Source organism: Shinella sp. 20P9.1.1, from assembly GCF_057798995.1.
On sequence record NZ_JBYOLC010000011.1, the window covers coordinates 56,591 to 72,833 of the forward strand.

Sequence of the window (16,243 nt, forward strand, 5' to 3'; positions counted from 1 at the left end):
CGGTAAACAGACCCTTAGCATTCACACCTGCGGCAGGCGGCTCCCCTTATATTCCTCAACCGGCCGAAGCCGGTACTCTCAGCCCAGAAGCATCGAAATATCGTTCCAGGTCGCAAAGACCATCAGCATGAGCACCAGCGCCATGCCGATGCGAAATGCGATCTCCTGCGCCCCGGGCCCGACAGGTCTGCCCCGGATAGCTTCCACCGCATAGAACATCAGATGGCCGCCATCAAGTACCGGAACGGGCATCAGGTTCAAAAGTCCAATGGAAACAGACAGAACGGCGGCAAGCTGAAGCACGGCGGCAACACCGAGCGTCGCCATCTGGCCGGAAGCCTGTGCAACACGGATGGGACCGCCAAGCTGATCGGCCTTCATGCGGCCGCTGACGAGGTTCGACAGATAGTCGAACGTGCCCGTCACGATATGCCAGCTCTGAAGCACACCCTGCCCCACGGCCTCCACCGGCCCATATTCCACGACGCGGAAGTTGCCGGTTTCCTGATTGGTGACGATGCCGATCAGACCAAGCTCCATCTTGTTGCCGAACTGGTCGGTGATCTCGGTGCGCTGCGGTATCATCGGCAGGTCGAGATCCGCGCCGTCGCGGCGCACGGTCACGATGATCTTCAGTTCCGGCCGCACGCTGACATAGCGGCGCACGTCGTCGAAGGTCGCGACCGGATTGCCGTCGATTGCCACCAGCAGGTCGCCCTTCTGGACGCCGGCAGTTCCCGCCGCACTGCCTGGACGCACTTCCGCGACGATCGGATCGGCAACCTGGCGACCGTAGATCATGAACATGACCGCGAAGATAGCGATGGCGAGAATGAAATTGGCGATCGGACCGGCGGCAACCGTAACGGCGCGCTTCCACAGTGCGGCGCCGAGGAAAGTGCGCTTACGCTCGGCTTCCGGCAGGGACGCGAGCGCGTCGTAATCCGGAATCGAGGCCGCGTCCTCATCGCCCAGAAACTTCACATAGCCGCCCAGCGGTATAGCCGACAGCTTCCAGCGGGTGCCGTGCCGGTCGTTGAAACCGATGATCTCGGGACCGAATCCGATGGAAAAGGCCGTGATACCGATTCCCGACCACCGGCCGGCCAGATAGTGGCCGAGTTCGTGAATGAACACGATCAGCGTGAGCACGAGCAGGAAGGGAACGATATAGCCGGTCAAGAAAGCGACCGAGCCAGTCAGCATGTCCATGTTTCAGTCCCCAGTCTTTCGTGAGTACGGGCGCGGGTTACGGGCCGAAAAGGAACACGCCCGCTGGCGCATTTGCGGCACCCGACACGATCGCATCGCCAAGGGCAATGAGGAACGCGGCGAAGCAGGCGAAAACAAGGCCGTCGACACGGTCCATGACCCCGCCATGGCCCGGAATGAGACGGCTGGAATCCTTCACGCCGAATCGGCGCTTGATGAAGGATTCGAAGAGATCGCCGATCTGGCTGCAAACGGAGAGGATAAGCGCGATGACGGGGATCCACAAACCGTTGAGCGGGAAGAAGGCGGCGTGCACGAGCGTGCCTGCGATGACGGCCGAGACCGCACCGCCGATGGCACCGGACCATGTCTTGCCGGGAGAGATCGGCGGCGCGAGCTTCGGGCCGCCGATGGCGCGTCCGACGAAATAGGCCAGGATGTCCGTTGCCCAGACGACGGCGAAGATGAAGATCATCGCGGCGAAGCCTTCGCCGGTGTCGCCGCGGATGGCGGCCAGCGAGATCGAGGTCAGGCCGGAATAGGCGATGCCGCCCGCAAGCCAGCCATTCTTCGTGACAGCAAGGGCATAGACGATGCTGAGAACGGTCGCGCTCAGGAGCACCGGCAGCGCCAGTTCATCGAAGCCGAAGATTACGAGGCCGGCGATGCCAGCGACGGTCGCCCAGCCGAAGGCATTGCCGCGGAAATCCGAATCGGGAAGCCGCGTGATTGTCGACCATTCGTAATAGACGAGCACGGAGATTGTGGCGGCGAGCAGGCGGAAGGCAAAGCCGCCGTACCAGGTGGCGGCAAGAACCACGGCGGCAAGCACGATGCCGGAGAGGATGCGCAGACGAAGTTCACTCTGCATCACGAACCAACCGCAAGTGTGGGAGCGGGCTGCAGGCCACCGAAACGGCGTTCACGTGCAGCATAGCGCGCGAGCGCCGTGCGAAAGGTGTCGCGTGAAAAATCCGGCCAGAATTCAGGAATGAACATGAGTTCGGCATAGGCCGCCTGCCAGAGCAGGAAGTTTGACAGACGCTCCTCACCGCTGGTGCGGATGACGAGATCAGGGTCGGGAATGCCTGCCGTGTCGAGCGAAGCGCTGATCCGCTCGGAGGTCAGCTGCGATGGGTCGAGACGACCGGCGGCGACCTCCTCGGCGAGTTTGCGCATGGTGCGGGCAATCTCGTCGCGCGAACCGTAATTGAAGGCGATGACCAGCGTGATGCCGGAATTGCCGCGTGTCGTCTCCTCGGCTTCCAGAAGCAGCGGCAGGATGTCGCTCGACAGGTTTGCCCGGTCGCCGATCACACGGATGCGGACATTCTGCTTGTGCAGCACGGCAAGGTCACGCCGGATGAAGGTCTTCAGGAGCCCCATGAGGTCCGAGACCTCACTTTCCGGCCGGTTCCAGTTCTCCGAGGAGAAGGCAAAGAGCGTGAGGTAGGAGACGCCGCATTCGGCCGCCGCTTTCACGGCCTCGCGCACGGCCTCGACACCCTTGCGGTGCCCCATGGCGCGCGGCAGGCCGCGTGCATTCGCCCAGCGCCCGTTGCCATCCATGATGATGGCGACGTGTGCCGGTACGGTGCTGGGCGAAAGCTGGTTCATGGACAATCCGAAAAAGAGAAAAGAATGCAGGTGGCGAACGCCTTAAACCTGCATGATTTCCCTTTCCTTCTCGGCAAGCAAGCGATCGACGTCCAAAATCGTGTCGTCCGTCATCTTCTGCACCTTTTCGGATTGGGCGCGGCTCAGGTCCTGACCGATATCGCCATCCTTTTCGGCTTTCTTGAGGTCATCCATGCCGTCGCGGCGCACGTGGCGGATCGCGACCTTGGCCTTTTCGGCATAGTCATGCGCGACCTTGACGAGCGACTTGCGGCGCTCTTCGTTGAGCTCCGGCAGCGGGATGCGCAGGTTCTGGCCGTCGATGATCGGGTTGAGGCCGAGATTCGATTCGCGGATGCCGCGCTCGACGGCGCCGACCATGCCCTTGTCCCAGACGGAGACCGACAGCATGCGCGGCTCGGGAACGGAGATGTTGGCGACCTGGTTGAGCGGCACGCGCGAGCCATAGGCTTCGACCTGCACCGGGTCGAGCACATTGGCCGAGGCACGGCCGGTGCGCAGCGACGCGATGTCGTTCTTGTACGCGGTGATCGCGCCATCCATACGGCGCTTCAGTTCCTTCAGGTCGATACCTTCACTCATCGGAATACTCCCATTATCATTCAGCGGTTGCACGCGCCCAGCGTGCACCGTCGTGAGAATCAGTTGTCGGTTACGATGGTCCCGCGTCCGCCACCGGTCAATATTTCGGCAAAACCGCCCTTTTCATGGATGGAGAAGACGATGATCGGGATGTGGTTTTCGCGCGCCAGCGCGACGGCCGCGACGTCCATGACGGCAAGGCCCTTTTCCAGCACTTCGCTGTGCGTCAGGCGGTCGAAGCGGGTTGCCGTCGGATCCTTCTTCGGATCGGCGGAATAGATGCCATCGACCTGGGTGCCCTTGAAGATCGCTTCGGCGCCCATTTCGGCGGCGCGCAATGCGGCAGCACTATCGGTCGTGAAGAACGGGTTGCCCGTGCCGCCGGCAAAGATCACCACGCGGCCAAGCGACAGGTGATAGAGTGTCGCGCGCTGCGAAAAACTTTCGCAGATTTCCGGCATGGCGATGGCCGAGAGCACGACCGTGTCGATGTCGAGCTTGCGCAGCGAGGTGGCGAGCGCCAGTGCGTTGATGACGGTCGCAAGCATACCCATGTGGTCGCCGGTGACGCGATCGCCGCCCTTGGAGGCAACGGCCACGCCGCGGAAGATGTTGCCGCCGCCGACGACGACGCCGACTTCCACGCCCATGGCGCGGGCTTCGGCGATATCGGAGGCGATGCGGTCGGCAACCGCGACATCGATACCAAAGCCCTGCGAGCCCATCAGGGCCTCGCCGGAGCATTTCAGCAGAACACGTTTATAGATTGGCTTGACCGTCATTTTGTCGCTCCAGAACTCGTGCACCTGCTCACCCGATCCGGCCGCCCGGGCGGCAACCGGGGCGGTTGCGCAAGGGGCAGCCATGGCCGCAGAGAAATTTCGGGGCAGGCATATCGGCAAGCCGGATACACGAAGGGCGCCGCGTTGTCACGCGGCGCCCAATTGTTTTCCCAAACGGGATCAGGAAAAATCAGCCTTTGGCGACGGCTGCGACTTCAGCGGCGAAGTCCGACTCTTCCTTTTCGACGCCTTCGCCGAGCAGGAGGCGGGCCATGCCGACGACTTCGATCGGCGCGCCGACGGTCTTTTCAGCTTCCTTGACGGCAGCGCCAACCGTGAGGTCGGGGTTCATGACGAAGGCCTGCGACAGCAGGGCGACTTCTTCGAAGAACTTGCGCATGCGGCCTTCGACCATCTTTTCGATGATCGCGTCCGGCTTGCCGGAGGCGCGCGACTGCTCGATGAACACGTTGCGTTCGCGTTCGGCGACAGCAGCGTCGACTTCTTCGGCGCGGATGGCGAGCGGCGCCGTTGCAGCGACGTGCATGGCAACCTGGCGGCCAATGGCGTTCAGAGCTTCCTTGTCGCCGGTCGACTTCAGCGCGACGAGAACGCCGAGCTTGCCGAGACGGTCAGCGGCAGCGTTGTGGATGTAGGTCGCGACGACGCCGTCTTCGACCGACAGGGCAACCGAGCGGCGCAGGTTCATGTTTTCGCCGATGGTGGCGACGGCGTCCTTGATCGTGTCTGTAACGGTCTTGCCGGTCGCCGGGTAGATGGCAGCACCTACGGCGTCAACGGTGCCGTCGGTGGTGAGTGCTACGTCGGCAACGCCACGAACCATCGACTGGAAGGCGTCGTTACGGGCAACGAAGTCGGTTTCCGAGTTGACTTCGACGACGACGGCCTTGGTGCCGGCGCTGGCGATGCCGATGAGGCCTTCGGCAGCCGTGCGGCCCGACTTCTTGTCGGCCTTGGCGATGCCCTTGGCGCGCAGCCAGTCGATTGCCGCTTCGATGTCGCCGTTGTTTTCAGCCAGCGCCTTCTTGCAGTCCATCATGCCTGCGCCGGACTTTTCGCGCAGTTCCTTCACCAGTGCAGCGGTGATTTCAGCCATTGTGAGCCTCTTGTCGGTTGTTGCGTGCCGCCGAAAACCGCGGCGAACTCAAGGTTTTGGGAACGAATGTACCCGGAAATATGACAGGTGATGAAGATCACCGCCGGCCTGCCGCCGCAAACGCGCCCCGTGGGAACACGGGCTGGCAGGACCTTTAAACAAGCCGAGGCCAGGGATCGTCTCTCTGGCCTCGGTTTAACAGGAAAGAGGGAGCGAAAGTGTCGCTCCGACCTTGGCCTTACGCTTCGGCTTCGAGAGCCGGCTCGACCGGAACCTCAGCCGAGGCGCCGAGGTCACGGCCCGAAGCGCCCTGCTGGCGCGCGATGCCGTCGATGGCAGCGCGGGCGATCAGGTCGCAGTAGAGGGCGATGGCGCGCGAGGCGTCGTCGTTGCCGGGGATCGGGAAGTCGATCGGGTCCGGATCGCAGTTGGAGTCGATAACGGCGACGACCGGAATGCCAAGACGCTTGGCTTCTTCGATCGCGATCGATTCCTTGTTGGTGTCGATGATGAACATCAGGTCCGGCGTGCCGCCCATGTCGCGGATACCGCCGAGAGCCTTTTCAAGCTTTTCGCGCTCGCGCTCGAGGTTCAGGCGCTCCTTCTTCGAGTAGCCGGAGCCTTCCGAAGCGAGGATTTCGTCGAGCTTGCGCAGGCGCTGGATCGAGTTGGAGATGGTCTTCCAGTTCGTCAGCATGCCGCCGAGCCAGCGGGCGTTGACGTAGTACTGGGCCGAACGCTTGGCAGCGTCAGCGATGATGTCGGAAGCCTGACGCTTCGTGCCGACGAACAGAACGCGGCCACCACCGGCAACGGTGTCGGACACGACCTGAAGGGCGCGCGACAGCATCGGAACGGTCTGGGCCAGGTCGATGATGTGAACGTTGTTGCGATCGCCGAAGATGTACGGCTTCATCTTCGGGTTCCAGCGGTGCGTCTGGTGGCCGAAGTGGATGCCGGCCTCGAGAAGCTGGCGCATAGAGAAATCGGGCAATGCCATGCCTAGTTATCCTTTTCCGGTTGAACCTCCGCAAGGCGAACAGCACTTCCCAAGAGAAATGCCACCGGGCGGAACGATCCGGATTTCTCCCGGACAATCCCAAGCCTCACGTGTGGAATGAGCGGCCCTTTACGCCCAGTTTCCCGGAAAATCAAGGGCCGCGGGTTAAAAAATGCTGAGATCGCCGCGCCTACTTGCATTCCTGCGGCTTGAACATCTCAAGCTTGGCGAGCTTGCCGGTCAGCACGAACTCACCGTAATCCATGGTGAGGTCCCGCGTCACGCCGTTCTCGTAGAGCTTGAACGCCATGCGATAGACCGGCAGCGCATCGCCATCATTGGTGTCGTTGTAGTAAGCGATGGACACCGGCCAGAAGGCTTGCTTGGCGAATTTGCCGGCCTTGTCCGCATCGGGATCGCCAGCCTTCGGCATTTCCTTCTTGCCGACGACGGAGGTCGTCATCAGCGTCTTGTCGCCGGCGTCCGAGCCATCGTAGAGGCGCGATTCGAAGAAGCGGTCACCCTTCTTGGCGTGCTCGATGACCTCGAGCATATGTTCGGTCGGAAAACGGCTCTCCGCCAGTTCCAGCTTGCGCGCGTCGGGCGATGTCAGGTCGACGCTGACGCCCGTCTTGTCCTCACGCGCCGTGCCGCGCACTTCCTTGTCCAGCTTCTCGTCGGTGAAGGAGCGGGTGAGGAAGCGGAAGCTGCCGCTCTTCAGGTCCTCATAAGTGGTCGTCTGCTGGTCGGTAAGGCGCGTCTCCTCGCCGGTATTCACCTGCGTGACGAAGCGGAAGCTTACCGTGTAGCCGTCGCAGGGACTGCCGTTGAACTCATAGACCATGCGGCCATACATGCCGGCGATGCCGGAGCGCTCGGTGGCGTCCTTGAGCTGGAGGTCATAGACGGCGCGGTGCGGCGCAAGCCCGCTCGCCGGTGTGGCAAAGGCGCTGGTCACGCCGCTGCCGGCGAGGCATGCCCCGGCCATGGCGGCCGCGACAAAGGCTGAACGAAACATCCGTTTCCTCCTGTTGAAGTCGAGCGCGATGTTATATGAACTCTTTCGGCAAAAGCGAGGCAATATCCGAGCGATGCCATATTCATTTCCAACATTGCCGCGGTCCCGCGACGCAATGCCCCCTGAAGCCGAGAACGGAGACCGCAATGTCCGCTGAAATCGAAAAACGCGTCAAGGAACTGGGCTACGACATTCCCGTGGCGGCGGCACCGGCGGCCAACTACGTGCCCTTCGTCATCAGCGGCAACGTGCTCCACATTTCCGGCCAACTCCCCATGCTTGACGGCAAGCTCGCGGTAACCGGCCATGTCGGCAAGGATGTCGATGTCGCTGGCGCCCAGAAGGCGGCCGAACTCTGCGCGCTCGGCCTGCTCGCCCAGGCGAAGGCGGCACTCGGCGACCTCTCGCGCATCAAGCGCATCATCAAGATCAACGGCTTCGTCGCCTCCACGCCCGATTTCGTCGAGCAGCATCTCGTGCTGAACGGCGCCTCGAACTTCCTGGTCGGCGCGCTCGGTGAAGCCGGCAAGCACGCCCGCGCCGCCGTCGGCATGGCCGCCCTGCCCCTGAATGCGGCCGTCGAGATCGACGCCATCATGGAAATCGCCTGATGCACAAATTCAACTGGCTGACCGAGCGACCGATCGCGCATCGCGGCTATCATGATCTCAACCGGGCGGTCTGGGAAAACACGCTTTCGGCCTTCGCCCGCGCCGTCGAGGCCGGTTTCGCCATCGAGTGCGACCTGCAATATGCCGCCGATGCCATTCCCGTCGTCTTCCATGACGACGACCTGAAGCGTCTCTGCGGCATCGAAGGCGACGTTCGCCAGCGCACCGCCGCCGAGCTCGGCCTTTTGAAGATCGGCGGCACGGCCGACAAAGTGCCGACGCTGCGCCAGCTGCTCGACCTCGTGGGGGGTCGCGTGCCGCTTGTCCTGGAACTGAAGGGCCGCAAGGGCGACGACGACGGCTTCGCCATGGCCGTGCTCGATACGATCGAGACCTATGACGGCCCGATCGCCCTGATGAGCTTCGACCAGTGGCTGCTGAAGGATATCAAGGGGCTCGGCACCGACAGGCCCGTCGGCCTGACGGCGGAAGGCGCGCGGCCGGAAGAGTTCGCCGTACATGAGGAAGGGATGCAGCTCGGCCTCGACTTCATCTCCTACTACTACGGTCACCTGCCGAACGCCTTCATCAGCCGGCAGCGCGACCTCGGCAGACAGATCATCACCTGGACGGTGCGCGACGACGAGGCGCGCACGATCACGGCGCTCAACGCGGACCAGATGACCTTCGAAGGTTTCGATCCGCGCGAAGCCCTGACGGCCTGAGGTGACGGTGCGCATCCGCGTTGAAACGAGCTTTGCCGATATTTCGGCTGAAGATTGGGGGCGCCTCGCCGGCGCCTCCAGGGTCGATGCGCAAACGCCCTACAATCCGTTCGTCAGCCACGCTTTCCTGTCTTCTTTGGAAGACTCGGGCTGCGCCACGGCCGAGACCGGCTGGCTCGGCCAGCATCTTCTCCTGGAGAACGACGAGGGCGCCCTTATCGGCGCCCTGCCCGTCTATCTGAAAAACCACAGCCAGGGCGAATATGTCTTCGACCACGGCTGGGCCGATGCCTTCGAGCGGGCCGGCGGCAGCTATTATCCGAAGCTGCAGGCCTCCATTCCCTTCACGCCCGCCACCGGCCCGCGCCTGCTGCACCGGGCCGATCAGCCGGCCATCGAGACGCAGGCAGCCCTTGCCGGCGGTCTGAAAGAGCTTGCCAAGCGCCATGGCGTCTCCTCCGCCCATGTCACCTTCGTGCCGGATACGGAAATCCCGATCTTTGAGGCGGCAGGCTATCTGCACCGCACCGACCAGCAATTCCATTTCGTCAATGACGGCTACGGCTCTTACGAAGCCTTTCTCGAAACGCTGGCGTCACGCAAGCGCAAGGCACTGAAGAAGGAGCGCCGGGCGGCGCTGGAACACGGCATCGAGATCGACTGGCTGACCGGCAGGGACCTGACCGAGGCGATCTGGGACCAGTTCTTCACCTTCTACATGGACACCGGCAGCCGCAAATGGGGCCGCCCCTATCTCAACCGCCAATTCTATAGCCTGATCGGCGAACGCATGGCCGAAGACATCCTGCTCGTGATGGCCAGGCGCGACGGCCGCTACATCGCCGGCGCGATCAACTTCATCGGTGGCGATACGCTCTTCGGACGGCACTGGGGCTGCATCGAGGATCATCCGTTCCTGCATTTCGAGGTCTGCTATCACCAGGCCATCGACTTCGCGATCGCCAAGGGCCTGAAGCGCGTCGAAGCCGGCGCGCAGGGCGAGCACAAGCTGGCGCGCGGCTACCTGCCGACTATTACCCATTCCGCCCACTACATCACCCATGCCGGTTTGCGCCGCGCCGTCGCCGATTACCTCGAACGCGAGCGCCGGGACGTGGAGATGATGGGCGACTATCTGGCCGAACACGGCCCCTTCCGCCGCGGCGGAGACCACAACGAGACAGAGTAAGACCGGGAGACGAGCATGAGCTACGACAGCAACAACATCTTCGCAAAGATCCTGCGCGGCGAGATCCCCTCGCACCGTGTCTATGAAGACGAGCACACGATCGCCTTCATGGATGTGATGCCGCAGGCCGACGGACATACGCTCGTCATTCCCAAGGCGCCCTCGCGCAACATCCTCGATGCGGATCCCGAAACGCTGGCGCGGCTGATAGCCGTCGTGCAGAAGATCGCCGTCGCGGCCAAGGAGGCCTTCGAGGCGGATGGCATCACCATCCTGCAGTTCAACGAAGCGCCGGCCGGCCAGTCGGTGTTTCACCTGCATTTCCACGTCGTTCCGCGTAAGGACGGCATCGCGATGCGGCCGCATTCCGGCACGATGGAAGATAGCGCGGTGCTTGCTGCCAATGCGCAAAAACTACGCGACGCGCTTTGAACGATGCCGTTACGCTTATGCGGTGGCGGCAAGCCGACCGGAGATCGGCGCGGCATGACGGCGCAAGACCTGTCCTGACAGGATATAGGCGAGGAAAAAGACGGTAAGTCCACCGAACACATCCATCAGATGGTGCCCGCCTTGAACCAGAATGGCGGGTATCATCAGCAGGTTGACGATCGCGGCCGGGATCGCCAGAAACCGCACCCGCGCCAGGAAAACCACCGACATGCAGGCCATGACGGTGTGGAACGACGGGAAACCGATCAGGCCGAGAACATTGTGTGGCGACAGCGCCGTGGCGCCCTCGCGGCTCAAGCGCACCAGCTCGCTGCCATAGGCCGGATCGACGGCGATCGGCATGCGCTCGAGAACCTCGGCCGGCAGGCCGTGTATGGAAGACGCGCCGAAGGACGGGAAGAACGACCAGCAGATGATCGCCAGAAGCGCGCCCAATATGCCGGTCAGCATGAAACGCTGCAATTGGAGGCTGTCGGCGAAGAAGCCGAGTGCCAGAATGATCACCACCATCTGCGGCAGCGAACTGAAATAGACAACCCGGAGAATCAAGCCTAAGAGCGGAAAATCCGATATCCAGATCGCAAAAGCCGGCCAGTCGAAGCCTACGGCCGCATCGAGCCGTGACAGCAGCGGATCGATCGGTACGAAGGAAACGGGCAGCAGCATGTAGTTGAAGATGGATCCGGCCATCGAGAACAGGATAAACAGCCCGGTTGCCGTCACAGTCGCGGCAATCTGAGCATCCGAGCGGAAGCTGCGGTAATATTGCCCGAGCCCGATCATGACGAGGCCACCCAAAATAAACAGGGCATAGGCGCCGGCATCGATAGCCACGCCCTTCACGACAATCAGCACGGCCGATAGCGCCAGCAGGATCACCGTCAGCAACAGGATCAGTCGTTCCGCGGGAAGAAACAGCATGCCGGTCTCCTTGATCGTCCTTTCTCTACCGAATGCACTTTAAAATTTGGATAAATGCGACCGGGCAGGCTCAAAAGCCGAGCATAGACAGGCCAACCGCAAGTGTCGCGATCGAGACGCCGATGCCGACGGCGGGTTTCCGGCCAGTCGTGAAGAAGGCGGCAGCCCCGACGGCCACCGAGCCTAACCGCAGCCAGAGCGGCGAGGTTTCGAGAACACCGGTCGGATAGACGATCAGCTTGGCGATGACGGCCGCCACAAGCGCGGTGGCGACCGCCCTCACCCAGTTCAGCAATTCGGATTTTTCATCGATGCGGTTGCCCGCGATGACGCCGGACCAGCGCCAGAAATCGGTGGCGAGCCAGCCGGCGATGGCGATGTAGATATAGGGCCAGGGACCGTCGAAACTCATCGCTTTGCCTCCCTCTGCCTTAGCGTCCGTTCTCCCCACCAGGCGAGCGTGCCGCCGATGATGCCGGCGAGCAGGATGTCATATTCGGGAGCGATCACCGCGAAGAGCCAGCCGAGCGCAAGGCCGATGCCGAGTGCCCAATAAATCACCCGATGGCGCGCGGAAATCCAGATCGAGGCGAGAAAATAGACCGGCGTCAGGAAGAACAGGCAGCCGGAGACAACAGGTGGGAACTCCGAAACAGCGCCATAAACGAGGCCGACCAGAAGGATATTGACCGTGGTCAGCGTCATGCCGAAGCCGGCGAAGAACGCGACGCGGCCGGAGCGCGGCACGTCGCGCACATGCTCCATGGCAAAAACCCAGGCGGTAATGGCGACGAAATGCGAAATGATGAGCAACAGCCAGGTCGGCGTGCGGCGGTCACGGATTTCCGGGATGAGTGCGGCCACCATCGGCATCATGCGCACGGAAGACAGCGTTACCGCCAGGAACGCCGTCGCGATATGCGCGCCCGACAGCATGGAGCCAACGAGGATAACCTTCGCGGGAAGCGCCCAGACCATGCCGGTCATGAACATGACCTGCCCGACCGGGATCTTCGCCTCCGCCGTGAAGGCGGCAAAACCGACGAAGGAGAGCATGAGGATGATGGCCGGCAGGCTGAAAAGCCCGCGCATGCCGACAAGGAACCAGTGTGTTTGGGAGTGGTGGTCCGGCGCGGTCTCGGCAGTCATCGATGTCTCTTGCAGCAAAAAGAAAGCCGGGCAGTTTCCTGCCCGGCCCGTATCATTTGTAAAGCCGTTATTTCTTGCGCGGCACCTTCGGAACCGCGCTTGACGATTTGCGCGGCGGCTCGTCCTTCGGCTCCTGAGCCTTGGCTTCCGCCGCCTTCTTCGACGACTTGGCCTTGGCGGGTGCCGCCTCGGCGGCAACGGTTTCCTTGGCCTTGCGGGGCTTGGCCTTCTTGGCGGCAGCCTCTTCCACTTCGGCCTTCGGCTTGATCGGCGCGGTTTCCGGCACGGCGTCGAGAATCAGGCCCTTCGAGCCGTCTTCCTTCGGGCCGACGGAGACGCGAACGACGCCGCCCTTCTTGAGCTTGCCGAAGAGGATTTCGTCGGCGAGCTTCTTCTTGATGTTTTCCTGAATGACGCGCGCCAGCGGACGGGCACCCATCTTCTCGTCGTAGCCCTTCTCGGCCAGCCAGGCGATTGCTTCCTGCTGAAGATCGAAGGTGACGTTGCGTTCGGCCAGCTGCGTTTCCAGCTGCATGACGAACTTCTGCACGACCTGATGGATGACCGGCGTCGGCAGCGAGCCGAACGGGATGATCGCATCGAGACGGTTGCGGAATTCCGGCGTGAACAGGCGGTTGATCGCCTCCATGTCCTCGCCTTCGCGCTTGGACGAGCCGAAGCCGATGGCGGCCTTGGCCATGTCGGATGCGCCCGCATTGGTCGTCATGATCAGGATGACGTTGCGGAAGTCGATTTTCTTGCCGTTATGGTCGGTCAGCGAGCCGTGATCCATGACCTGCAACAGGATGTTGTAGAGGTCCGGATGCGCCTTCTCGATTTCGTCGAGCAGCAGCACGCAATGCGGATGCTGGTCGACGCCATCGGTCAGCAGGCCGCCCTGGTCGAAGCCGACATAGCCGGGAGGCGCACCGAGCAGACGCGAGACCGTGTGCCGCTCCATGTATTCCGACATGTCGAAGCGCAGCAATTCCACGCCGAGCGAGGCGGCAAGCTGCTTGGCGACTTCCGTCTTGCCGACGCCCGTGGGGCCGGAGAACAGATAGCTGCCGATCGGCTTGTTCGGTTCGCGCAGGCCGGCACGGGCAAGTTTGATCGCCGATGCCAGCGCCTCGATCGCCAGATCCTGGCCGTAGACCACCGAGCGCAGTTCCTTCTCCAGGTTGGAGAGCACCTGCTCGTCGTCCTTGGACACGGTCTTGGCCGGAATGCGGGCCATGGTGGCGATCGTCGCCTCGATCTCCTTTTCGGTGATCAGCTTGCGACGCTTGCCGGCAGGCAGCAACATCTGGGCCGCACCGGTCTCGTCGATCACGTCGATCGCCTTGTCCGGCAGCTTGCGGTCGTTGATGTAGCGCGCCGAAAGCTCGACAGCCGACTTGATCGCCTCGTTCGAGTAACGGAGCTTGTGGTACTCCTCGAAATAGGGCTTCAGGCCCTTCATGATCTCGATAGTGTCGTCGATGGTCGGCTCGTTGACGTCGATCTTCTGGAAGCGGCGGACGAGCGCGCGGTCCTTCTCGAAGAACTGGCGGTATTCCTTGTAGGTCGTCGAGCCGATGCAGCGGATCGCACCGGAGGACAGCGCCGGCTTCAGGAGGTTGGAGGCATCCATCGCGCCGCCGGAGGTCGCGCCCGCGCCGATGACCGTGTGGATCTCGTCGATGAACAGCACGGCACCCGGATAGTCCTCGAGTTCCTTGACGACCTGCTTCAGGCGCTCTTCGAAATCACCGCGATAGCGCGTGCCCGCAAGCAGCGTGCCCATATCGAGCGAGAAGATCGTGGCGTCTGCCAGCGCTTCCGGCACCTTGCCTTCGATGATGCGCTTGGCGAGGCCCTCGGCAATCGCCGTCTTGCCCACGCCAGGATCACCCACGTAAAGCGGATTGTTCTTGGAGCGGCGGCAGAGAACCTGGATCGTGCGGTTCACTTCGGCATGACGGCCGATCAGCGGGTCGATCTTGCCGTTGCGGGCCTTCTCGTTGAGGTTGACGCAATAGGCGGTCAGCGCGTCCTGTTTCTTGGCGGGCTCTTCCTGCTCGCTGCCGCTGCCGCGCGTCTGCTTCTGTTCGTTTTCGGTTTCGTCGGAGCCGCGCACCTTGCGCTCCTCGGAGGCGCCCGGCCGCTTGCCGATACCGTGCGAGATGAAATTGACGGCGTCGTAGCGCGTCATCTCCTGCTCCTGCAGGAAGTAGGCGGCATGGCTCTCGCGCTCGGCGAAGATCGCGACGAGCACGTTGGCGCCGGTCACTTCTTCGCGGCCGGAAGACTGAACATGGATCACCGCGCGCTGGATGACGCGCTGGAAGCCGGAGGTCGGCTTGGAATCCTCTTCATAGCCCGTCACCAGATTGGCGAGGTCATGATCGACATAGTCGGTGACGGTCTTGCGCAGCACGTCGAGATTGACGTTGCAGGCGCCCATCACGGCGGCGGCGTCGCCGTCGTCGATCAGCGCGAGAAGCAGGTGTTCCAGCGTTGCATATTCGTGGTGGCGCTCGTTCGCATAGGTCAGTGCCTGGTGGAGCGCCTTTTCAAGGCTTGCAGAAAATGTCGGCACGGTCGTTCCTCATTTCTTTTCCATGACACATTGCAGCGGATGCTGGTGCTGGCGGGAGAAATCCATCACCTGTGTCACTTTGGTTTCGGCAACCTCGTAGGTGAACACGCCACACTCGCCCACGCCATGATTGTGCACATGCAGCATGACCCGTGTGGCCGCTTCGCGGTCCTTCTGGAAGAAACGCTCCAGAATGTGGATCACGAACTCCATGGGCGTATAGTCGTCGTTGAGAAGCAGCACGCGATACAGGCTCGGCTTCTTCGTCTTCGGCTTCGTGCGGGTAATGACGGAGGTGCTGCGACCGGGAGTGCCGCCGCTCTCGTCACCGTCCTGCATTGTGACCCGTCTCACAGTCATTTTCGTGGTCATTCCCTGATTACGAGTCCTATTCGGCCGCTTCCTTTATGGCGCGTCGTTCGGCTGAGGTAGCCTTTGGACCTGTTATCTAATGTTTCGTCACACGATTGTAAGACCCCTGCTTCGCACTGCAATCATAATCGCCGGCTGTCCGAAGGAAATAGCGAAATTTGCGACCAGCGCGTCAGCCCCGCGCAACCCCCGAAACGCGAAAAGGCCGGCTGCGGTTGCCCGCAGCCGGCCGATAAACGTTATACGCGTACGCTTTACGAGAAAGCCTTAGGCGGCGACGGCCGACTTGGCAGCGGCAGCGGCCTTGGCGACCGGTGCTTCGTAGGTCTTGTAGGCGCCCTTGGCGATGTCGGCATACATTTCGCTGAGCTTCGTGGCTTCAGCGACGAAACCTTCATAGGAGGACTTCACGAACGCGGTCTGGAGCTCGACGGCAGCTTCGACGCTCTTGACGCCGGAGAGCTTTTCGAAGTGAGCGAGGCCGTTTTCGAAGGACTTCTTGGAGAAGTCAGCGGTCTCGGTGGCGATAGCCTGCCAGCCCTGAGCAGCCGTCGTGTAGCTCTTCACGAACGTGTCCACGGCTTCCTTGCCCTTCTTGTTTGCATCGTCAAAATTGAACATCGAAGTCTCCTTTGGATCCCGGGGTATGGTCCGAAATCTATATGCAATGCACAAAAAAGTCAATGAAATGGTGCGGCGCAATATTTTCCAGCCAAAGCAACATCTTGGGCGATAGGTATGATTATTGGCGTTGAGAAAAGCCAAGCTGTCGCAAAACAATAATAATCGGCGTCGGAACGAGAACAGCTTGGGTGAGTTACGGCTCTTGGGCGGGCATCAGGCCTCACCTTTCCCGTCCCGTACGTTCGTCCCGTTGACGGTGACGCCGCACT

The 16,243-nt window shown here is 62.0% G+C and carries 18 protein-coding genes; 4 read left to right on the forward strand and 14 right to left on the reverse strand.

What is annotated here, in order from left to right; all coding sequences use genetic code 11:
* Nucleotides 1-78: 78 nt before the first annotated feature.
* The 8 genes from rseP to AC27VQ_RS18755 all read right to left on the reverse strand — a co-directional run bounded on the left by rseP (nucleotide 79) and on the right by AC27VQ_RS18755 (nucleotide 7,349).
* The gene (gene rseP / locus AC27VQ_RS18720; RefSeq protein WP_488717467.1) at nucleotides 79-1,212 is read right to left on the reverse strand and encodes an RIP metalloprotease RseP; all 1,134 of its coding nucleotides are present in this window, start codon (nucleotides 1,210-1,212) and stop codon (nucleotides 79-81) included.
* 37 nt (nucleotides 1,213-1,249) lie between these two features.
* Nucleotides 1,250-2,083: a phosphatidate cytidylyltransferase gene (locus AC27VQ_RS18725; protein ID WP_488717468.1), complete on the reverse strand. Its 834-nt coding sequence runs from the start codon at nucleotides 2,081-2,083 to the stop codon at nucleotides 1,250-1,252.
* Entirely contained in the window at nucleotides 2,083-2,829 is a 747-nt protein-coding gene (locus AC27VQ_RS18730) for an isoprenyl transferase (RefSeq protein WP_488717469.1), read from the reverse strand. The genes AC27VQ_RS18725 and AC27VQ_RS18730 overlap by 1 nt, the downstream gene beginning before the upstream one ends.
* A gap of 42 nt (nucleotides 2,830-2,871) precedes the next feature.
* Complete coding sequence (frr, locus tag AC27VQ_RS18735; RefSeq protein WP_313525183.1) at nucleotides 2,872-3,432, reverse strand: ribosome recycling factor; 561 nt, start codon at nucleotides 3,430-3,432, stop codon at nucleotides 2,872-2,874.
* 59 nt (nucleotides 3,433-3,491) lie between these two features.
* On the reverse strand, nucleotides 3,492-4,214 hold the full coding sequence (pyrH, locus tag AC27VQ_RS18740) for a UMP kinase (RefSeq protein ID WP_488717470.1): 723 nt from the start codon (nucleotides 4,212-4,214) through the stop codon (nucleotides 3,492-3,494).
* A 190-nt stretch (nucleotides 4,215-4,404) separates the two neighbouring features.
* Nucleotides 4,405-5,331, reverse strand: a complete 927-nt coding sequence (gene tsf / locus AC27VQ_RS18745; RefSeq protein ID WP_488717471.1) for a translation elongation factor Ts — start codon at nucleotides 5,329-5,331, stop codon at nucleotides 4,405-4,407.
* Between the two features lie 238 nt (nucleotides 5,332-5,569).
* Nucleotides 5,570-6,331 carry a 30S ribosomal protein S2 gene (rpsB, locus tag AC27VQ_RS18750; protein ID WP_117371155.1) on the reverse strand — a complete coding sequence of 254 codons (762 nt, stop codon included), beginning with the start codon at nucleotides 6,329-6,331 and terminating at the stop codon, nucleotides 5,570-5,572.
* A 190-nt stretch (nucleotides 6,332-6,521) separates the two neighbouring features.
* Nucleotides 6,522-7,349 (reverse strand): cell envelope integrity EipB family protein, encoded by an 828-nt coding sequence (locus tag AC27VQ_RS18755; RefSeq protein ID WP_488717472.1) that lies wholly within the window; start codon nucleotides 7,347-7,349, stop codon nucleotides 6,522-6,524.
* A gap of 146 nt (nucleotides 7,350-7,495) precedes the next feature.
* On the opposite strand from AC27VQ_RS18755, the gene AC27VQ_RS18760 reads away from it, so the two are divergent.
* From AC27VQ_RS18760 to AC27VQ_RS18775, 4 genes are read left to right on the forward strand one after another with little or no spacing between them, the layout of a single operon-like run.
* Complete coding sequence (locus AC27VQ_RS18760) at nucleotides 7,496-7,960, forward strand: RidA family protein (protein ID WP_160859452.1); 465 nt, start codon at nucleotides 7,496-7,498, stop codon at nucleotides 7,958-7,960.
* The gene (locus AC27VQ_RS18765; RefSeq protein WP_488717473.1) at nucleotides 7,960-8,685 is read left to right on the forward strand and encodes a glycerophosphodiester phosphodiesterase; all 726 of its coding nucleotides are present in this window, start codon (nucleotides 7,960-7,962) and stop codon (nucleotides 8,683-8,685) included. The genes AC27VQ_RS18760 and AC27VQ_RS18765 overlap by 1 nt, the downstream gene beginning before the upstream one ends.
* A 7-nt stretch (nucleotides 8,686-8,692) precedes the next feature.
* A complete protein-coding gene (locus AC27VQ_RS18770; RefSeq protein WP_488717474.1) occupies nucleotides 8,693-9,874 on the forward strand; it encodes a GNAT family N-acetyltransferase in 1,182 nt (393 codons plus the stop codon).
* Between the two features lie 15 nt (nucleotides 9,875-9,889).
* Nucleotides 9,890-10,306, forward strand: a complete 417-nt coding sequence (locus AC27VQ_RS18775; RefSeq protein ID WP_488717475.1) for an HIT family protein — start codon at nucleotides 9,890-9,892, stop codon at nucleotides 10,304-10,306.
* A 15-nt stretch (nucleotides 10,307-10,321) separates the two neighbouring features.
* Here the strand turns inward: AC27VQ_RS18775 and AC27VQ_RS18780 are convergent, their stop codons facing one another.
* The 6 genes from AC27VQ_RS18780 to AC27VQ_RS18805 form a co-directional block, all read right to left on the reverse strand.
* Nucleotides 10,322-11,248 (reverse strand): phosphatase PAP2 family protein, encoded by a 927-nt coding sequence (locus AC27VQ_RS18780; protein ID WP_488717476.1) that lies wholly within the window; start codon nucleotides 11,246-11,248, stop codon nucleotides 10,322-10,324.
* A gap of 70 nt (nucleotides 11,249-11,318) precedes the next feature.
* A complete protein-coding gene (locus tag AC27VQ_RS18785; RefSeq protein ID WP_488717477.1) occupies nucleotides 11,319-11,660 on the reverse strand; it encodes an AzlD domain-containing protein in 342 nt (113 codons plus the stop codon).
* Nucleotides 11,657-12,397, reverse strand: coding sequence for an AzlC family ABC transporter permease (locus tag AC27VQ_RS18790; RefSeq protein WP_488717478.1), 741 nt, complete (start codon nucleotides 12,395-12,397; stop codon nucleotides 11,657-11,659). Before AC27VQ_RS18790 ends, AC27VQ_RS18785 begins: the two co-directional genes overlap by 4 nt.
* A 67-nt stretch (nucleotides 12,398-12,464) precedes the next feature.
* On the reverse strand, nucleotides 12,465-14,978 hold the full coding sequence (clpA, locus tag AC27VQ_RS18795) for an ATP-dependent Clp protease ATP-binding subunit ClpA (RefSeq protein WP_488717479.1): 2,514 nt from the start codon (nucleotides 14,976-14,978) through the stop codon (nucleotides 12,465-12,467).
* A gap of 9 nt (nucleotides 14,979-14,987) precedes the next feature.
* A complete protein-coding gene (gene clpS / locus AC27VQ_RS18800; protein WP_313525219.1) occupies nucleotides 14,988-15,317 on the reverse strand; it encodes an ATP-dependent Clp protease adapter ClpS in 330 nt (109 codons plus the stop codon).
* Nucleotides 15,318-15,617: 300 nt separating this feature from the next.
* The gene (locus AC27VQ_RS18805) at nucleotides 15,618-15,971 is read right to left on the reverse strand and encodes a phasin family protein (protein ID WP_488717480.1); all 354 of its coding nucleotides are present in this window, start codon (nucleotides 15,969-15,971) and stop codon (nucleotides 15,618-15,620) included.
* Between the last annotated feature and the right edge of the window lie 272 nt (nucleotides 15,972-16,243).